A 17,002-nucleotide genomic window follows, 5' to 3' on the forward strand; every position below is an offset into this window, starting at 1 on the left:
TAAATACTGTTTTTTTTTAAATCAAATTCATTTATTTCATAATCGAAAAATCAGGAAACATTCTTTTATTTTTTTAACCCGCTTGGTTTTTTAAATTCTAAAAAGTTCAAATTGAAATTCCCTTTTTCGAAATAGACTTTGATTGTATTGGTTCCTCTTTTTAGAACCACATTTTTCAAAGTCACCGTTTGCCAATTATTTATTCCTCCAGAAGAAGGAATTGTAATGGTTTCAGAAAGTTGCCCGTTTTCATCTTTAAGGAAAAACTTCCCTCCAGCTACATCACTGGAATACCGAATAGCAACATCAAATGTGTGCTCTGTATTTAAATCAAATGTGTATTGCAACCATTCGCCATCTTCAATAAACGCAACATGAAAACCATTAGTACTTTTATCATTACAAGATTCAATGTCGACGCCGTCATTTCTCATGACTCCCCCTTTGTTCCACTTGGTAAATTTAGTCCCATCATAATTGGCGACATCTTTATCAAAATAAGCATATCCATTTTGTCCTAAATCATATTCTGTTGCGAATACTTTCCCTGGCAGTGGATGGTTTTTGTATTTTTTAGTATCAGTTGTCTGGATTTGTCGGAACATGGCATCAATCACATCGTATCTGATGGTTAGCTTTTCCATTTTGAAGTTTCGGGCAATTTGTATTAACGCTTTTTTTGCAAAAGCTACTGTTGGCTTTTTCCCTCCGTTTTTCCAATACTCTAATAATTGCTCGTATTCCGGTGTTTTTGTAACCGAAGTAACTCCAGCTAAATTTTCAATTTTTTTCATTGGCCAAAAAGCCCAACCTATAGTATTGGATTCTACCAAAGAGATTGCTTCCTTAAACCATACATTAGAATTTTCACCACTTTCACCCAGCCAAATCGGCACATTATATTGGGTTCTGAAATTCAACATGTTTTGTATGGAAGCCACATCATTATCGTTCCAGTATTTGTGAAAACTCAACGCCATATTTTCATCCCAAAGCGGAAACATGCCATTGTAATTATTCCCCCAACAATTGCCTTCGATAAAAATTAAGTGATTCGTATCGATAGCTCTTATTGCTTTTGTAACTCTAACTTGTAAAGCTCTTAAAGGCGCATTCGAAGTTTCGTCACAACCATTTTGATTCGTTCCCGTAAAATTCCAATTGGGCTCATTGATGATATCATAGGCTCCAATCCAAGGATTATCTTTGTAACGCAAAGCCAACTTTTCCCAAAGCGCGACTATTTTATCCTGATTTGCGGTACTTTCCCAAAGCGATAGTTTTGTAGCATCATAATCGGATATATTGGCATCTTTTCCCTGACCTCCGGGAGCTGCATGTAAATCTAAAATCAGGTATATTTTATTGGCAGCACACCATTTCAATAAATCATCTGTCATTTTGAAACCTTCTTCCAACCAAGTATTCTGGCCTGAAACTGTTTCTTGCTCAATGGGCAGTGTATACAAGTTGTAATGCATCGGCAGTCGAACGGAGTTAAAACCCCAAGCCGCCAATGAATCGACATCTCTCTTTGTTATTCCGTTTGCTTTATAAGCATCATAAAATTCTTCTGTGTTTTTAGCACCAATTAAATCCGTTATCTTCTGCTTAATTACATGTTGGGAACCTGCAAATTCACTTGTTTGAAGCATATAGCCTTCCTGAACCATCCATCCACCCAACCCCAAACCGCGTAATACAATGTTTTTTCCATTTCCATCGACAATTTCTTGTCCATTTCTATGTAAAAAACCTTGTCCGAACGAGGCAACTGAAAAAGAAATAAAGACTATTAAAACTATTTTTTTCATACTTTATATTTTTAAAACCAACCCGTTTATAATTTAATAAACCAAAGATTGGATCCCGTGAGCCGGAATTACAACAACCGTTTTCTCTGAAGCAATGATTAAATTATACGTTACCTCCTTATCAGACTGGTTCATCACCACAGTGACCATTTTCCCGTCTGTATTCAGGAATGAAGTACTTAACAAACTACTTCTGCTCACAGCTGTACTGACTCTTTTGGCATCAGGACGAATAAATTTCGAGAAATGTCCAATATAATAATAGCTCGGTGTATAGATTAATTCTCCCGAATTGGTATCTGCATGGATTGGTGCGAAACAAAAATTCCCTACGTGATTCGGGCCTCCGTTTTGGTCTAAAAGGATGTTCCAATCCGTCCAACCCACCGTTCCATTATTGAAATCATTAATCATAGAAATTCCATATCGTTCGCCGTTTGCCCAGAATTGGTATTTTTTAGTATCAAATTTTTCTATACATCCTTCGGTAAACAATAAGTTTTTAGATGGATAAGCCTCGTGAACTTTTCGAACATTATCAAACATTTGTGTTCCACCTGCCCAAGTTTCGTACCAATGAAATCCCATTCCCCAAGCATATTTTGAAGCTTCCGGATCTGAGAAGATAACATTTGCTCTCTGATTCATCAAATCACGATTGTGATCCCAAACCACAATTTTTTTATCTCCCAAACCTTCTTTTTTCATTGTTGGTCCAAGGAATTTTTTCAAGAAATCTCTCTCGGCTTCAGCGGTAAAAACGCAAGATTCCCAAGTTTGAGTTGCCATAGGTTCGTTTTGAACAGTCAATCCCCAAATTGGCATTCCCTCTTTTTCATAGGCTTTGATAAATTTCGTGTAATAATTCGCCCACGTTTGGTAATATTCCGGAAGTAAAGTTCCTCCTTTTAGCATGCTGCCATTGCTTTTCATGAAAGCGGGAGGACTCCATGGCGAAACATAAAGTAATAATTTCCCGCCAGCTGTTTTTATGGCTTCTTTGAGCATTGGAATGCGATAGTGCCTGTCGTGGTCAATGTTGAAAGTCTTCAAATTTTTATCCCCTTCTTCGATATAGGTATAACTTCCACTACTAAAATCAGAACTATGAATGGTTGTTCTTAGCAATGAATAGCCTATTCCTTTTTCTTTATCATAGTAGGCATTAATAAGTTCTTGTTGCTTGTCTTTTGTCAATTTTGCAAAAACCTCAGCACTGGCATCTGTTATTGCTCCGCCAATTCCCATAAAGGTTTGGAACGTTTTTTTAGGTTCTACAAAAACAGAAATCTCCGTTTCCAACGGTTGTTTTGAAGTTCCAAAACCCAATTTATCCGTTTGTGTTAATCTTAATTTAGTATTTTCTGCTGTAGTGTAAACGGTAACTGTTTTGTCTTTTGTAGAAAAAGACAGTTGTTTCGTTTTATTTTTTTGCTGCGAAAAAGCCAAAAAAGTCACTGCTAAAAGGGCTATTGTTGTTATTTTTTTCATGATGTAAGTATTATGTATAGATGTTATTTTACCAGATATAGGTTCCTACCGAACCCGCCTCTAATGAAGTTGTAACCCAATTCCCATTGTATTTAATGTTAAAAATTTCGGATGTGTTTCCATCATTTTCAACAATTAAAACTTTTTTCCCACTAGGCGTTTTAAAAGCCACATTGTTTAAATTGCCACTATGGTTACTCGCAATTCTAACTGAACCTGCAGGAACAAATTTAGAGGCATGCGCAATGATATAATACCCTACATTTCTGGTAAAACTATCACTGCTATTTATTGTTAGTGCTCCTTTGCAAGTAGTACAACCGCCTGGAGTGTTTGGTCCAAAAGAAGCATTATTTGCTAAGTTCCATTCCAATGCTGTTTTACTCCAATTTCTCATGGAACCAATAATTATATTTTTGACATGCCATTTCAAATCGCCATCAAAAGTTCCTGTAGAAGACGTGTATTGCTCCGTAAAATAGATGTTTTTATTTGGGAAAGCATTGTGAACTGTAGATAAAGCGCTTATATCCCCTTCATACAAATGAAATGCAGAACCGTCAACATAAGGATTCGCTGCAGGATCATTCAGCACTGCAATAGGATATTCCGGTTTGTTGCAATTATGGTCGTACGCCACAATTTTTGTTGTCAAATTTGCAGCTTTGAAAGCGGGACCTAAATGATTTTTTATAAAATCGGCCTGATGCAATGCAATCATCAACATACTTGGATTATTACCCGGATGTAAAGGTTCATTTTGAGGCGTAATGGCATCAATAGTAATCCCTTCGGCTTTCATTGTCTGGATGTATTTCACAAAATATTGAGCATAAACTCCGTAATACTCCGGTTTCAAACTTCCTCCTACGAAACCATTATTGTCTTTCATCCAAACTGGTGGTGACCATGGAGTTGCCATGATTTTAATATTTGGATTGATGGCCACGATCTCTTTTAGCATGGGAATCAAATCATTTTTATCAGGAGCTAAACTAAAATTGTCCAGATTCACGTCTGTTTGACCGCTGGGCAAATCATTATAAGTAAATAGCGTTGCATTCAAATCTGAAGCACCAATACTTATTCTTAGATAACTGATAGCAATTGAATTATCATTGGCACCAAACAATTCTTTTAATAATTCTTGTCTCTTTTTGGCATTTAATTGATTAATAACCTGCGTACTTCCTCCCGTTAAGGTATATCCAAAACCATCAATAGTTTGAAATGTTTTGGAATCATCAACCTCAATATTGGAGTAATTATTATAGGAAGTACCAAATGCTAAAATTGATGTTTGTTTTTGAAGTGTTACACTCTGATTCCCTTTTGTCAACCAAAAATCCATTTCATTTGTAACTACCGGCGGAACTGGAGTTGGGGTTGGATTAACCGTATCGCCAGACGGAGAACATTTTGACAGCATGACTGACAAGGTTAGTAAGATGAAAATTTTCATGGTATATTTTATATAATTCAAATTTTTATTTAAAGTTTATTTCAACATAGACCGGCAAGTGATCTGATGGGTATCTCAAATCTTTTGAATCACTCAAAATGGCATATTTTTTTACTTTCAAAATACTATTCTTCGAAATAAAAATATAATCTATCAATTTGGTTACGGGTTCGTTGTGTTTAAAATTGTTGAAAGTTCCTGAAGGGCCAAAAGCCTTCTCTTGTGAAACTTCTCTCGTATCATCCATCACTTTTTTAAGTGCAATTATTCTTTCTTCATCGGGTTCTGAATTTAAATCTCCCATGAAAATTACGGGATAATTTTTAGTATTTAGTTCCTTTATTTTCGAAAGAATAAGCTGTATCCCTTTGGTTCTGGCTTCGACACCAATGTGATCCAAATGTGTATTAAAAACCCAAAACATTTTTTTTGTTTTCAAATCTCTGAAAAGTGCATGGGTACAAACTCTGTTGTAAGCAGCATCCCATCCTTTGGAAATGATATATGGAGTTTCAGAAAGCCAGAACGTATTGCTTTCTTTCACTCTAAATCTTTCTTTTTTATAAAAAATAGTAGACGATTCCCCTTGTCCTATTCCGTCTCTTCCAATGCCTACATTATTATATTGCAAAAGTGAAGTTACAATATCAATAACCTGATTGGGTCTTGCTTCTTGTACTCCAAAAATATCTGGTTCGTAAAATTGAACTTGAGAGGCGAAATAATCTTTGCGGTGGCTCCAATCATTTTCTCCATCACTTGCAACATCTAAGCGAATATTATAAGTCATCACTTTTAATGACTGAGCATTAGAAAACATGGCCATTAGGATTAAAATTATCGAACTAATTATTTTTTTTGACTGCTTCATTATTTTATTTTTAAATTAATATTCTTCATTAGAGCTTCTATCCAACTTACAAATAGAAGCCCTTAATGAAGACCTAACTAAACAAAAACACATTAATTATAAACTCTAACATAATCTATCTCAAAAGTCGAAGAAGTAAAACCAGGATTGATCGTTCCTCCAAAATTACCACCCATCGCACAGTTTATAATCAGGAAAAAATCCTGATTAAAAGGAAAACTAGCTGTATTTGTAAAAGTATAAAATAACTGATTATCAACGTAAAACTTAATTGACGTAGCTGACCAATCTACGGCATAAATATGAAACTCTGTTGTAGCATCAGGAACCATAACAGTACTGGTGCCTGGTGTATTTCCTGAGCGTCCCGGAGAATGTAAGGAACCATGAACTTTATTAAGGCTGTTACCAACGTGTTCCATAATATCAATTTCTCCACAAGCAGGCCAACCGGCAGAACTTATATTACTTCCTAACATCCATAAAGCAGGCCATGTTCCACCACCACCAGCAGGCAGTTTTGCCTTAATTTCTACTCTTCCGTATTTGAAAGAAAATTTATCTTTTGTAAGAATTCTAGCCGAAGTATAATTGCTTCCACTAAAACTTTCTTTTAGCGTTTTAATTTTTAACAAACCATCTTGAACAATTACATTTTCTGGCCTGTTCGTGTAATATTGGGATTCGTTATTTCCCCAACCTCCAGAACCTAAATCATAACCCCATTTTGCACTATCAGGTGCTCCGTCAACGTTAAATTCATCTGACCAAACTAAAGAAGACCCTACGAAAACTGTTAATGAAAGAGTCGAAGAAACAAACTGTCCTGAATTGTATGCAGACACATATATAACATAGGTGTTTGTACCCGATGTTGTATAGGTGTAGGTAAAATTTCCATTTGTCAGCTCTTTGGTTTCACCGTTACCAAGTAAAATTTTATAGGAAGTCGCATTAGTTGCACTGATGCTAAAATTTACTGTTCCGCTCCCATTGCCGTTTGGGTTTTGTGCGTTTCCACCAACAATCGCTGCTGAAATCAAAAGATTCGAAGGTTTTGTCACTGTCCCCTCCCCGCTATTGCGATCAATACTACTGCAAGAAAGCAATAAAAAAATCCCAACCAAAGCAGTAAAATTTATGAATACTTTCATGGTTATTTTTCATGTCAAGATTTAAAAAATTTAAGCTTCTATAAAATTATAGAAGCTTAAATTAAGCTTATTTATATTCCTCTTAACTCAATATTATCAACGGAGATTCCATCTTTAAGATTTTCACCACCACATTTAATAACCAAATAAACTGTTCCTGTAGCAGTAGCGGTATAAGTCCCAACATTATCTGCACCACCACATCCAACGCTTGATATTTTTCCAGAAAATGCAGATGCACCACAACCTGCCCAAGTATTTATCGAACGTATTTTTCCTCCGGCAGAATAATCGTTGTTTTGTGTTGGAATTGTTGGAGATACAAAAACTTCAAACCATGTATTTGACACGCCACTTGTAGAAGAAGCTACCATATCAACTTTATATGTTCTACCAGAAACTACACTGATAGCCTGATAGAATCCTTGCTGATTCCAACCGCCACCTGTAACTGTTGTTTTACCATTTGCAAAAGCCCAAGAGGTTCCTGATGCACTTATGTTTAAAACTGTCCATTTGCTTATATCTGAAGCCGTGTCTAATTTACCCCCTTGAACTAAATTTCCTGAAATAGGATCTGGTGTGGTAACAGTAATAGTCTTAACTGCTGGAGCTGGTCCACTGCCGCCCTTACCAAAAACATTATGTGTAATAGTATAGGTCCCAACATCTGGCAAGAACAAAGATTCATTAGCAGTTCCCGCAGCCGAACCAGCACCATCATCAACATTCCAATAATGAAACACAAAATTCGTTGAATTTGGGTTAGACGTTAAATTAAAAGTATTCGCATTAGACCCTTGAGTTATTGTGAACTCAGAATTTAACCCATCTGTACTAAGACCATTCCCATCACCTATGTCTTCAGTTTGACAACCTGAAAATAGAATTAGTGAAATTACTATTATTGCAATTTTATCTAAAAATCCCCTATTTATCTTTTTCATAATTTTATCTTTTATTAATTATACCCTGGGTTTTGTTTCAATTTGGTCCCTTGAAGCTCTCTGGTTGGTATAGGAAAAACTTCATCTTTACCTGCTACAAAACCTCTATTTGCTAATTTAGTAGCGGCATCACCCCATCTTACTAAATCAAAGAATCTATGTCCTTCGCCAGCAAGTTCCATTCTTCTTTCGTTTTTAATAGCTGCAAGTGTAACCGGGACAGATGGCAAACCAACTCTTGCTCTTACCGCATCAAGCAATGCTTGCGCTCTTGCTCCGGAACCTAGTGCTTCAGCTTCCATTAAATAAGTATCCGCTAATCTAAGAACATACGAATTTTGCTTATAATTTAACTCTGCAGCTCCACCACCAGTTCGAACATCCGTTTTTCTTGGAAGAAATTTATTTAAAAAATACCCTGTATCTTGATAGCCTCCAATATAATCTGCCTGACCTGCCGCTTTTAAGGCCTTAAGGTCAAATACTGTTGCTCCAAATCTTGGATCTAATTTAATGGCATCATATAAATCTTGTGTAATAACATTGAAACTCCATCCTGAAGGTAAGTCCGGAGCGGTAGAGCCTGATGGTCTCGAATAACTTCTAGGACCTACCATAACATTTAATGAATTTCCTTCGTCTCTACCTGAACCCCAAAACCACCAATCAGAATTACCAGCACTTGTGTGTGACACTTCTATAATTGACTCTGTATTAAATTTATTGGCAACAACCCATAAATCATTAAAGTTAGACAACAATTTATTGCCGTATTGATTTGTTGCGCCTGGTGTACCATTTACCTGAGCCAAAACAGCAGCAGCTTCCGTTTTTTTGCCTTCATACAAATATACTTTCCCGAGCATTGCTTGAGCGGCACCTCTTGTAAGACGCCCAGATTCTGTGGCAGCTGGAACGGTTGTTGGCAAAACATTTATTGCTTCTAATAAATCTTTTTCAATTTGAGCGTAAACTGCTTCAGGAGCTGCCTGCTCAACATCATACATATTAGTCGCTGTTAAAGGATCCAATAGCAATGGAACGTTTTTAAACATTCGTACCAAATTGAAATAATATATAGCACGTAACGCTTTTGACTCTGCCCCAAATCTGGCTTTTAGATTATCAGCCATAGCAACATCCGGTAATTTTAAAAGCAACGTATTTGCTCTAAAAATTCCTTGGTAATGATCGTTCCAAAAACTTCCCGCTACATTTGTTGAAGTAAGTGTGTGTGTAGAGAAAGCTTGAATTCCTGCTCCATCTGTAGAACCACCACCGCCAGCATAGAAGTCATCCGAACCTGCGTTCATCATGGAGATTATATTTTCAAAACCGCCTGAATTTTTTCTAATTGGATCATATACTCCAACCAGAGCTGCCGTTGCTTGTTCTTCGTTAGCATAATAGTTATCTGAAAGAAAAGAACCTTTTGGTGTAACATTAACAAACTCCTCAGAACAAGAACCTAAGGAAACCAGTGCTACTGCTATAAATAAATATTTAAATTTCATCGTTTTCATAATTCTTGATTTTATTAAAATTGTAAATTGGCTCCAAACATAAATGTTCTTGCTTGCGGATAGATTCCTTTGTCTATTCCAAATACACCTCCACCAATTTCAGGGTCATATCCTGTATATTTAGTAAGAGTCAATAAATTCTCAGCCGTTATATAAAAACGCACTTTACTGGCTCCAATTTTACTAATCGCATCACTTGGCAATGAATATCCAAATTGAACTAATTTTAGTCTAAGATAATTCCCGTCTTCAAGATAAAAATCTGACATCTTACCAAAGTTACCATTGGCATCGTTATTTGTAAGTCTCGGATAATCATTTGAAGTTCCTTCACCTGTCCAACGGCTTAAAGCAATAGTTTGATAGTTAGCATTTCCAACATCTAACCTGCGCAAACCTTGGAAAATTTTATTTCCTGCTGCTCCCTGAGCAAATACCATAAAATCGAAGTTTTTATAGTCGAAATTCAAAGTCAGTCCAAAAGTGTATTTTGGAATATTACTTCCCAAGAATTGTTTGTCATCATCTCCTATTGAACCATTTCCATCAGTATCAACCCAACGGAAATCTCCCGGACGAGCACTTGGTTGGATTAACCCGCCTGAAGCATTCGTGTAAGCAGCTATTTCGGCCTCATTTTGAAAAATTCCTGCTGTTTTAAATCCGTAGAATGAGTTATAGGACTGTCCAACTTGTGTTCTTGTCACTGGCCCCATCGACTGAAAAGAAGCATCCCCTGCAATATAATTTGAATCAGAAGCTACATAAGTAACTTTGTTTTCTAAATAAGCAACGTTTCCATTAACAGAGAAATTTACTTCCCCAAATTTCTTTTTATACCCTAATTCAACCTCAATACCTTTATTATCCATATCCGCTACGTTTCCTGTAGGATTTGAAGCAACACCAACATAACCTGGTATATTTATGGAACGCAAGATACCAGAGGTTGATTTCTTGTATAAATCTACCGTAAGGTTTATCGCGTTGAAAAATTTTGATTCAAAACCAATATTCGTCTGAGATGTTTCCTCCCATTGCAAATCGGGATTATCAAGTGTAAGGTTAGCATAGCCGGTAGTTATTGCTCCAGTGTTTCCAAAAGAATAATTGTAACCTCCTTCAACTAAGGAAAGGTATCTGAAATTTGGAATTGCATCATTTCCTACAACTCCATATCCTCCTCTGATTTTCAAAGTATTAAGTACATTGCTTTCTTTCCAAAAATCTTCTTTGGTTAGTACCCATCCTAAATTAAACGATGGAAATACACCAAATTTATTATTGGCTCCAAAACGACTTGAACCATCACGACGAATAATTCCTGTAAACAGATACTTTTCTTTAAAATCGTAATTCACACGTGCAAATAACGAAGTCAATTTATGTTCTGTCAAATCGTATGTACTGCTGCTTCTGTCTGATTGTGGAATATCAAAATTGAAAGAGGCATCACGATAATCTGTAATAGGCAATCCAAACATGGTAGATCCAGAACCTCCGCCTATATTATCCACGTAGGAACCTTGACCTAATAACACCGTTAAGTTATGGTTTCCAAATTGATTCGCATAGGTTACAATATTTTCAATATTCCATGCAAAACTTTTGTTTTCACTTTTACTGTAACTATTTTTAAGCACATTTGAAGTGGCACTTAAATAAAAAACAGGGGTAAAACCCTGACCTCCCCAAGAAGATAATTTTGCTCCAAGAGTTGATCTCACTTTGATATGTTTAGTTATTGCCGCTTCCAAATAGGCATTCCCAACTAAATCGTCAGAAGTACCATACCCTCCTAGTCTTGTTTTGGCATACGCTAAAGGATTAGTCATCTCCTGACCAACTAAGCTGGAAATTCCATAAGGATTTCCATTTGCATCTCGGACCACAGGATTTGTACTATATGGAGCATTATTAGCTTTTACTGGATCTGTTTCTATCAAAGGAGTAGTTGGATCCAAGTTGATTGCTGAACTCAATGGCCCGCCAAATTCACTGTTTGTATTACCGATACCAACTGTTTTTTGTCTGGAAAATCCAAAAGTTTGTCCGAAAGTGAATACTTTAGATAATTTGTGCGTAGAGTTTAAACGAAAATTCTTTTTAGTATAGTTTGAAATTTCAGTAGAAACAATTCCTTCCTGATCTTGAATCCCAAAAGAAGCATAAAAATTAGAAACATCGCTGCCTCCACTGATACTTAACTCATGAGAATAACGAAAAGCACTCGTATTAAAAATTGCTTTTTGCCAATCAGTCCCAACACCCAAAGCAGCTAAATTAGGAAAGATGACAGGTCCGCCGGCAGCAACTGATTTTTCATTTAATAAAGCACCATATTGCGTAGCGTTTAGCAAATGCAAGGTCTTTTCCGGTGAAGAAATTCCAGCAAACCCATTATAATTTACCGTAATTTTTCCCGATTTTCCTTTTTTGGTTGTAACCAGAATAACTCCTGTTGCAGCACGAGTTCCGTAAATCGCAGCAGATGCGGCATCTTTCAGCACTTCGATTGATTCAATATCAGACTGATTAAGAAATCCTATTCCCCCTGCATCGACAACAACACCATCTACAACCCAAAGAGGATCATTACCCCCTTCGCCAAAAGTAGTCACCCCTCTTATACGTATTGTTGATGAAGCACCAGGCTGACCAGAACTGGCAGCAATGGTAACACCAGAAACCCTACCCTGTAAGGCTTGCTCGATCCGACCATTAGGAACTTTTTCAAGATCTTTAGCCCTTACACTGGATATTGCTCCGGTAACAACACTTTTCTTTTGAGTACCATAACCTACCACAACAACTTCCTGTAAGGATTCAGTTGAAGAATTCAGTTTTACATCAATTCGATTTCTTCCGTTAATAGATTCCTGAGTAGTATTGTAACCTAAATAACTAAATACTAAAGTACCTTTTGAAGTGGTCTTTATTTGATAATTTCCATCAAAATCCGTAGCCGTAGCTTTGGAAGTTCCTTTAATTAAAATGGATACTCCTGGGATGGGAAGTCCGTTTTCGTCATAAACTTTTCCGCTTACAGTAACATCTTGCGCTTGCCCGTAAACTGAGAATAGAATAGATAAAAAACAAAAAATAAACAATTTTGTAAATTTCATATTTCTAAAAATTTTGGTTAATTAATTAGTAATTTCCCGCAATATTATAGCTATTTTTTCTATATCCGTATTAATTTTTCATTACAAAAACACATCAAATGCTTTTTTACAACCAAACAAAAACACATCAAAAAATATTTAAATAATTGTATATCAATATTTTAATTATTAATTTTAATTGTTATTAAAAAGTTAAATTAAAAAACTAACACTACATTTATTAAAAAACGGTTATTTTAGCTATTAATATGGATTTAGCCCAAAACAACATACCGTTAAACGCTTGTTTTATAGAAGAAAAGGCTCTTTCAAATAACAACCAAGTCATTACATTTAATTATGAGAACTACAAAATTCCATATTCTAGTTTTTTTGTTTTTGTTATCAACAATACTGTTTGGACAGGTAAAAAATATTGGAGTCCCTGACATCCGAAATTACAAAAGAACTGATTATAAAGGAGGAACTCAAAACTGGAGCATTGATCAGGATAAAAATGGAAATCTATACTTTGCGAACAACAATGGTCTTTATCAATTTGACGGCTCCTCATGGTCTAAGTACGCCCTTCCTAATTACACATCAGCTCGTTGTGTAAAGGTTGATGAATCTGGTAAAATATATGTTGGAGGTTATAAAGAATTAGGCTATTTCAAAGCCGATTCAAAAGGCAAGCTGAAATACACTTCCTTATCTAGATTAATTAAATCAAAAAACAACAAAGAGCTAGATTTTGTTTGGAAGATTCATATTATTAAAGGCGAAGTAATTTTTCAATCTTTTGCCAGAGCATATATATTTAAAAACAATAAACTTAAAATACTCCAAGCCCCAAAACGATTTCAATTTTCATTTCAAATAAACAACACGCTATATTTTCAGGATACCGAAGCTGGGTTATTAGAATTCAAAAACGGACGACTGTACCCTTTAAAAGGCACAACTGCATTAAACAACACCGAAGTTTGGGCGATGTTTAAAATGCCTAACGATAAACTTCTTATAGCAACTTTAGAAAAAGGCCTTTTTATATATAGTAATGAAAAAATAACTCCTTGGAATACCGAAGCCGATATTTTCATTAAAAAAAACAGTTCGCTTGGGGGTGTTGTTATTAAAGACAAATTTATAGTACTAAACTCTGTTTTAAATGGCGTCATTATTTCAGATCTTAATGGTAAAATAACCCAACACATCAACCGAAAAAAAGGGCTCCAAAACAATACTGTACTTGCCTCTTTTGTTGACAATAAAAACAATCTTTGGCTTGGCCTAGATAACGGAATCGCATTTATTAACGAAAGCTCTCCATTTACCTATTTTGGATTCAGTTATGACATTAGTACTGTATATGCATCAGTAATACATGACGGCAATTTATATGTTGCTACAAATCAAGGTGTATTTTATCATTCATGGAACGGAACATTTAAAGAAGACGCCTTTGCTCTTGTTGAAGGCACAACTGCCCAAGCATGGAATATCCAAGTAATTAACAACGAATTGATTTGCGCAAATAACATAGGAGCATTAGTAATCAAAGGAGGCAAGACAATAAAAGTATTAGATAAAAACGGCTATTTTGGATTCAAAACAATCCCCAACCACCCCAATTTTGTTATAGGATCAAATTACAATGGGTTTGCAATATTCGAAAAGACATCTAATGGTTTAGAATTCAAAAATCAAATTGCGGGTTTTGATAAATCCTCAATATTTATCGAACTAGACAACGACTATTTATGGCTAAAAAAAGACGAATTCTTGTATCAAATGGTATTATCTGATGATTTAAAAAAATTTAAATCCATAAAAATTATACAGAACTTATCAGCTACCGAAAAAGGGTTTGGAAGCATTCAAAAAATAAATAACAATATTTACTTTCAAACAAACAATCATTTTTACAAATATTCAAAAGAGCAAGACTTATTTTATGAAGATAAAAAAATGAGTTCTGTATTTAAAAACATTCCCAAAATCAGCACACTAGCCGAAGATGCCAATGGAAATCTCTGGTATATTTTTAATGAATCATTAGGCGAATTGATAAAAAATAGCGATGGCAGTTATACAAACATTGTTGCCCCATTTTCAAACTTGACGGGTAATTTAGTTACCAATTATCTTTCTGTCAATACGATTAACCCGCAAAACATATTTATAGGACTAACAGACGGATTAGCACATTATGATTCCCAATTACTAAACAACATCGTAACTAAACCAAAAGTTTTTATTCGAAGTTTTTCGTTTCCCGGCGACACAATAATCTTTGGAAATGAGAAAAAAATCGCTGAAAAATATTTAATTCCGTATACTGCAAATCATGTAAAATTTACATTTTCATCCCCAACATATGAAAATCTTGAAAATGTTGAATTCTCGTATAAATTAGAAGGCTTTGATGATCGATGGAGTAATTGGTCAACAATTTCAATTAAAGAATATACCTATTTAAGAGAAGGCAACTATAAAATGAAATTAAAAGTGAGAAACAGCTATGGAATTCAGTCAGAAGAAGCTTTTGTTCCATTTACAGTTTCCCCCCCATGGTACAGACATTTTTTAGCGTATTTATTTTATATTTTACTTGCTGTTGTATCAATATTTTTTATCCGGAACAGGATAAAAATAAAAATAAGAAAAAACAAATACTACGAAACCGTTGAACAAAGAAGGCTTTATCTGGAAAAAGAATCGAAAATCAGACAGGAACAATATGAACTGGAAAAAGAGATTGAAAAGTTAAAAAATGACAAACTTCAAATTAAGATTTTAGCAAAAGACAAGGAGCTAGTTAATAATTCTTTGCAAGTAGTAAAGAAAAACAAAATTCTGAACGGCATTATATACAAACTAAAAGACATCAATGTAGAATCCTTCGATGAATCGACCAAATTTCAATTTACAAAACTAAACAGAAGCATTACAAAGGAAGTAAGTGCCGATAAAAGCTGGAAAGATTTAGAGAAACACATCAAAAATGTCCATTTTGATTTTCTAAAAAGATTAAAAGAAAAGTACCCTACAATTTCCCCCCGAGAATTGGATTTATCTACCTATTTATTGATGAATATGTCAACAAAAGAAATTGCAGAAATCATGAATATTTCAAGTGGCGGAGTAGAATTGGCACGATACCGATTAAGAAAAAAACTAGAGCTTAATAAAAAAGAAAATCTTATTGGCTTTTTAATGAGTATTTAATTGAACTAAAAAAGCCATCAATGAATTAAAATGCTGGCTTTTAAATTTTAAAAAAACAGAAGTTTCTATTACAAGAAATCCAAAGTTCGCTCTAATGCCATTCCTCTGGAGCCTTTTATCAATACAGTGCTATTTTCAATTTTTGTTTCTTTTAAACGACTTGCAAAAGCCTCAAATGTATCATAAAAATAAAAATTGTCTTTGTCAACTCTATTGGCATAAAATGCTGTTCCAATAAAGTTACAAGTCACTTTTTCTTCCATTAAAAGCATTGTTACTATTGCTTTATGCTCTTGTTGACTTTCCTGACCCAATTCAAACATATCACCCAATATCATAATCTTATTCGGACTGTCCAATTGTATAAAATTGGCAATAGCAACCGTCATGCTGCTAGGATTAGCATTATAGGCATCCAGAATAATTTGATTTGTTCCTTTTGACAAAAGTTGTGACCTATTATTTTCAGGAATATAACTCTCTAATGCCTCTTTAATGGCATTATCCTCAACTTCAAAATATTTTCCTATAGCAAGTGCCGCATTAATATTATTGGCATTGTATAATCCAATTAAATGAGAAGCGATTGTACCATTAGAATAATTTATTTCTACAAATGGATTTGCTTTTACTGCCGTTATATTCACATTAGCATTTTCTTTATTTATTCCAAAAGAAAATGATTTTAATATTTTTGCTTTTTCAACTTGAATTGGATCCTCTAGGTTTATAAAAGCTAGTTTATCATTCTCCAAAAGATAGTGATACATTTCACTTTTCCCTTCAATAACACCTGCTACCCCTCCAAAACCTTCTAGATGGGCTTTACCAAAATTAGTTATATAACCATAATCCGGTTTTGCTAATTCACAAAGGAATTGGATTTCTTTTTTGTGATTTGCCCCCATTTCTACAATTCCAATTTCAGTTTCTGAATTAAAAGAAAGCAAAGTTAATGGTACTCCGATGTGGTTGTTTAAATTACCAATTGTTGCTTTAGTATTATATTTTTTTGAAAGAACAACATTAATCAGTTCTTTTGTAGTTGTCTTCCCATTGCTTCCTGTAAGCGCAATTATGGGCAATTTTAGATACGCTCTATGAAACTTTGCTAATTCTTGCAGCGCTACTAAACTATCTTCAACTAAAATGGTTCTTTGGTCAATAAAATACCCGCTATTATCGATGATAACATAAGAAGCACCTTTCTCTAATGCTTCCTTAGCAAATGTATTAGCATCAAAACGTTCTCCTTTTATGGCAACAAACAATGAGTTTGGTTCAATTTTACGAGTATCTATTGAAACCGATTTACATTTTAAAAATAAACTATGAATGTAATTGATATCCATTTAAAAATGATTTAAAAAATAAAAGCCCTAATCAAAGGACTTTTTATTGCTAT

At 34.7% G+C, this 17,002-nt stretch carries 10 protein-coding genes; 1 reads left to right on the forward strand and 9 read right to left on the reverse strand.

Annotation, left to right across the window (positions count from 1 at the left end):
• Window positions 1-65: 65 nt before the first annotated feature.
• The 8 genes from ACNO7W_RS06190 to ACNO7W_RS06225 all read right to left on the reverse strand — a co-directional run bounded on the left by ACNO7W_RS06190 (window position 66) and on the right by ACNO7W_RS06225 (window position 12,387).
• On the reverse strand, window positions 66-1,814 hold the full coding sequence (locus ACNO7W_RS06190) for a cellulase family glycosylhydrolase (RefSeq protein WP_417937423.1): 1,749 nt from the start codon (window positions 1,812-1,814) through the stop codon (window positions 66-68).
• A 33-nt stretch (window positions 1,815-1,847) separates the two neighbouring features.
• Window positions 1,848-3,305, reverse strand: coding sequence for a glycoside hydrolase family 30 protein (locus tag ACNO7W_RS06195; protein ID WP_417937424.1), 1,458 nt, complete (start codon window positions 3,303-3,305; stop codon window positions 1,848-1,850).
• Between the two features lie 28 nt (window positions 3,306-3,333).
• Window positions 3,334-4,767 (reverse strand): glycoside hydrolase family 30 protein, encoded by a 1,434-nt coding sequence (locus ACNO7W_RS06200; protein ID WP_417937425.1) that lies wholly within the window; start codon window positions 4,765-4,767, stop codon window positions 3,334-3,336.
• 25 nt (window positions 4,768-4,792) lie between these two features.
• Complete coding sequence (locus ACNO7W_RS06205) at window positions 4,793-5,638, reverse strand: endonuclease/exonuclease/phosphatase family protein (protein ID WP_417937426.1); 846 nt, start codon at window positions 5,636-5,638, stop codon at window positions 4,793-4,795.
• 92 nt (window positions 5,639-5,730) lie between these two features.
• Window positions 5,731-6,792, reverse strand: coding sequence for a family 16 glycosylhydrolase (locus tag ACNO7W_RS06210; RefSeq protein ID WP_417937427.1), 1,062 nt, complete (start codon window positions 6,790-6,792; stop codon window positions 5,731-5,733).
• A gap of 71 nt (window positions 6,793-6,863) precedes the next feature.
• On the reverse strand, window positions 6,864-7,739 hold the full coding sequence (locus ACNO7W_RS06215; protein ID WP_417937428.1) for a hypothetical protein: 876 nt from the start codon (window positions 7,737-7,739) through the stop codon (window positions 6,864-6,866).
• Window positions 7,740-7,753: 14 nt separating this feature from the next.
• Entirely contained in the window at window positions 7,754-9,262 is a 1,509-nt protein-coding gene (locus ACNO7W_RS06220; RefSeq protein WP_417937429.1) for a RagB/SusD family nutrient uptake outer membrane protein, read from the reverse strand.
• A gap of 14 nt (window positions 9,263-9,276) precedes the next feature.
• Window positions 9,277-12,387 carry a SusC/RagA family TonB-linked outer membrane protein gene (locus tag ACNO7W_RS06225; protein ID WP_417937430.1) on the reverse strand — a complete coding sequence of 1,037 codons (3,111 nt, stop codon included), beginning with the start codon at window positions 12,385-12,387 and terminating at the stop codon, window positions 9,277-9,279.
• A 339-nt stretch (window positions 12,388-12,726) separates the two neighbouring features.
• On the opposite strand from ACNO7W_RS06225, the gene ACNO7W_RS06230 reads away from it, so the two are divergent.
• Entirely contained in the window at window positions 12,727-15,597 is a 2,871-nt protein-coding gene (locus ACNO7W_RS06230) for a triple tyrosine motif-containing protein (RefSeq protein ID WP_417937431.1), read from the forward strand.
• A gap of 68 nt (window positions 15,598-15,665) precedes the next feature.
• Here the strand turns inward: ACNO7W_RS06230 and ACNO7W_RS06235 are convergent, their stop codons facing one another.
• A complete protein-coding gene (locus tag ACNO7W_RS06235; RefSeq protein WP_417937432.1) occupies window positions 15,666-16,949 on the reverse strand; it encodes a UDP-N-acetylmuramoyl-tripeptide--D-alanyl-D-alanine ligase in 1,284 nt (427 codons plus the stop codon).
• Window positions 16,950-17,002 lie beyond the last annotated feature (53 nt).

The organism is Flavobacterium sp. ZB4R12 (assembly GCF_048276375.1).
GTDB classification, from domain to species: Bacteria; Bacteroidota; Bacteroidia; order Flavobacteriales; family Flavobacteriaceae; genus Flavobacterium; species Flavobacterium gawalongense.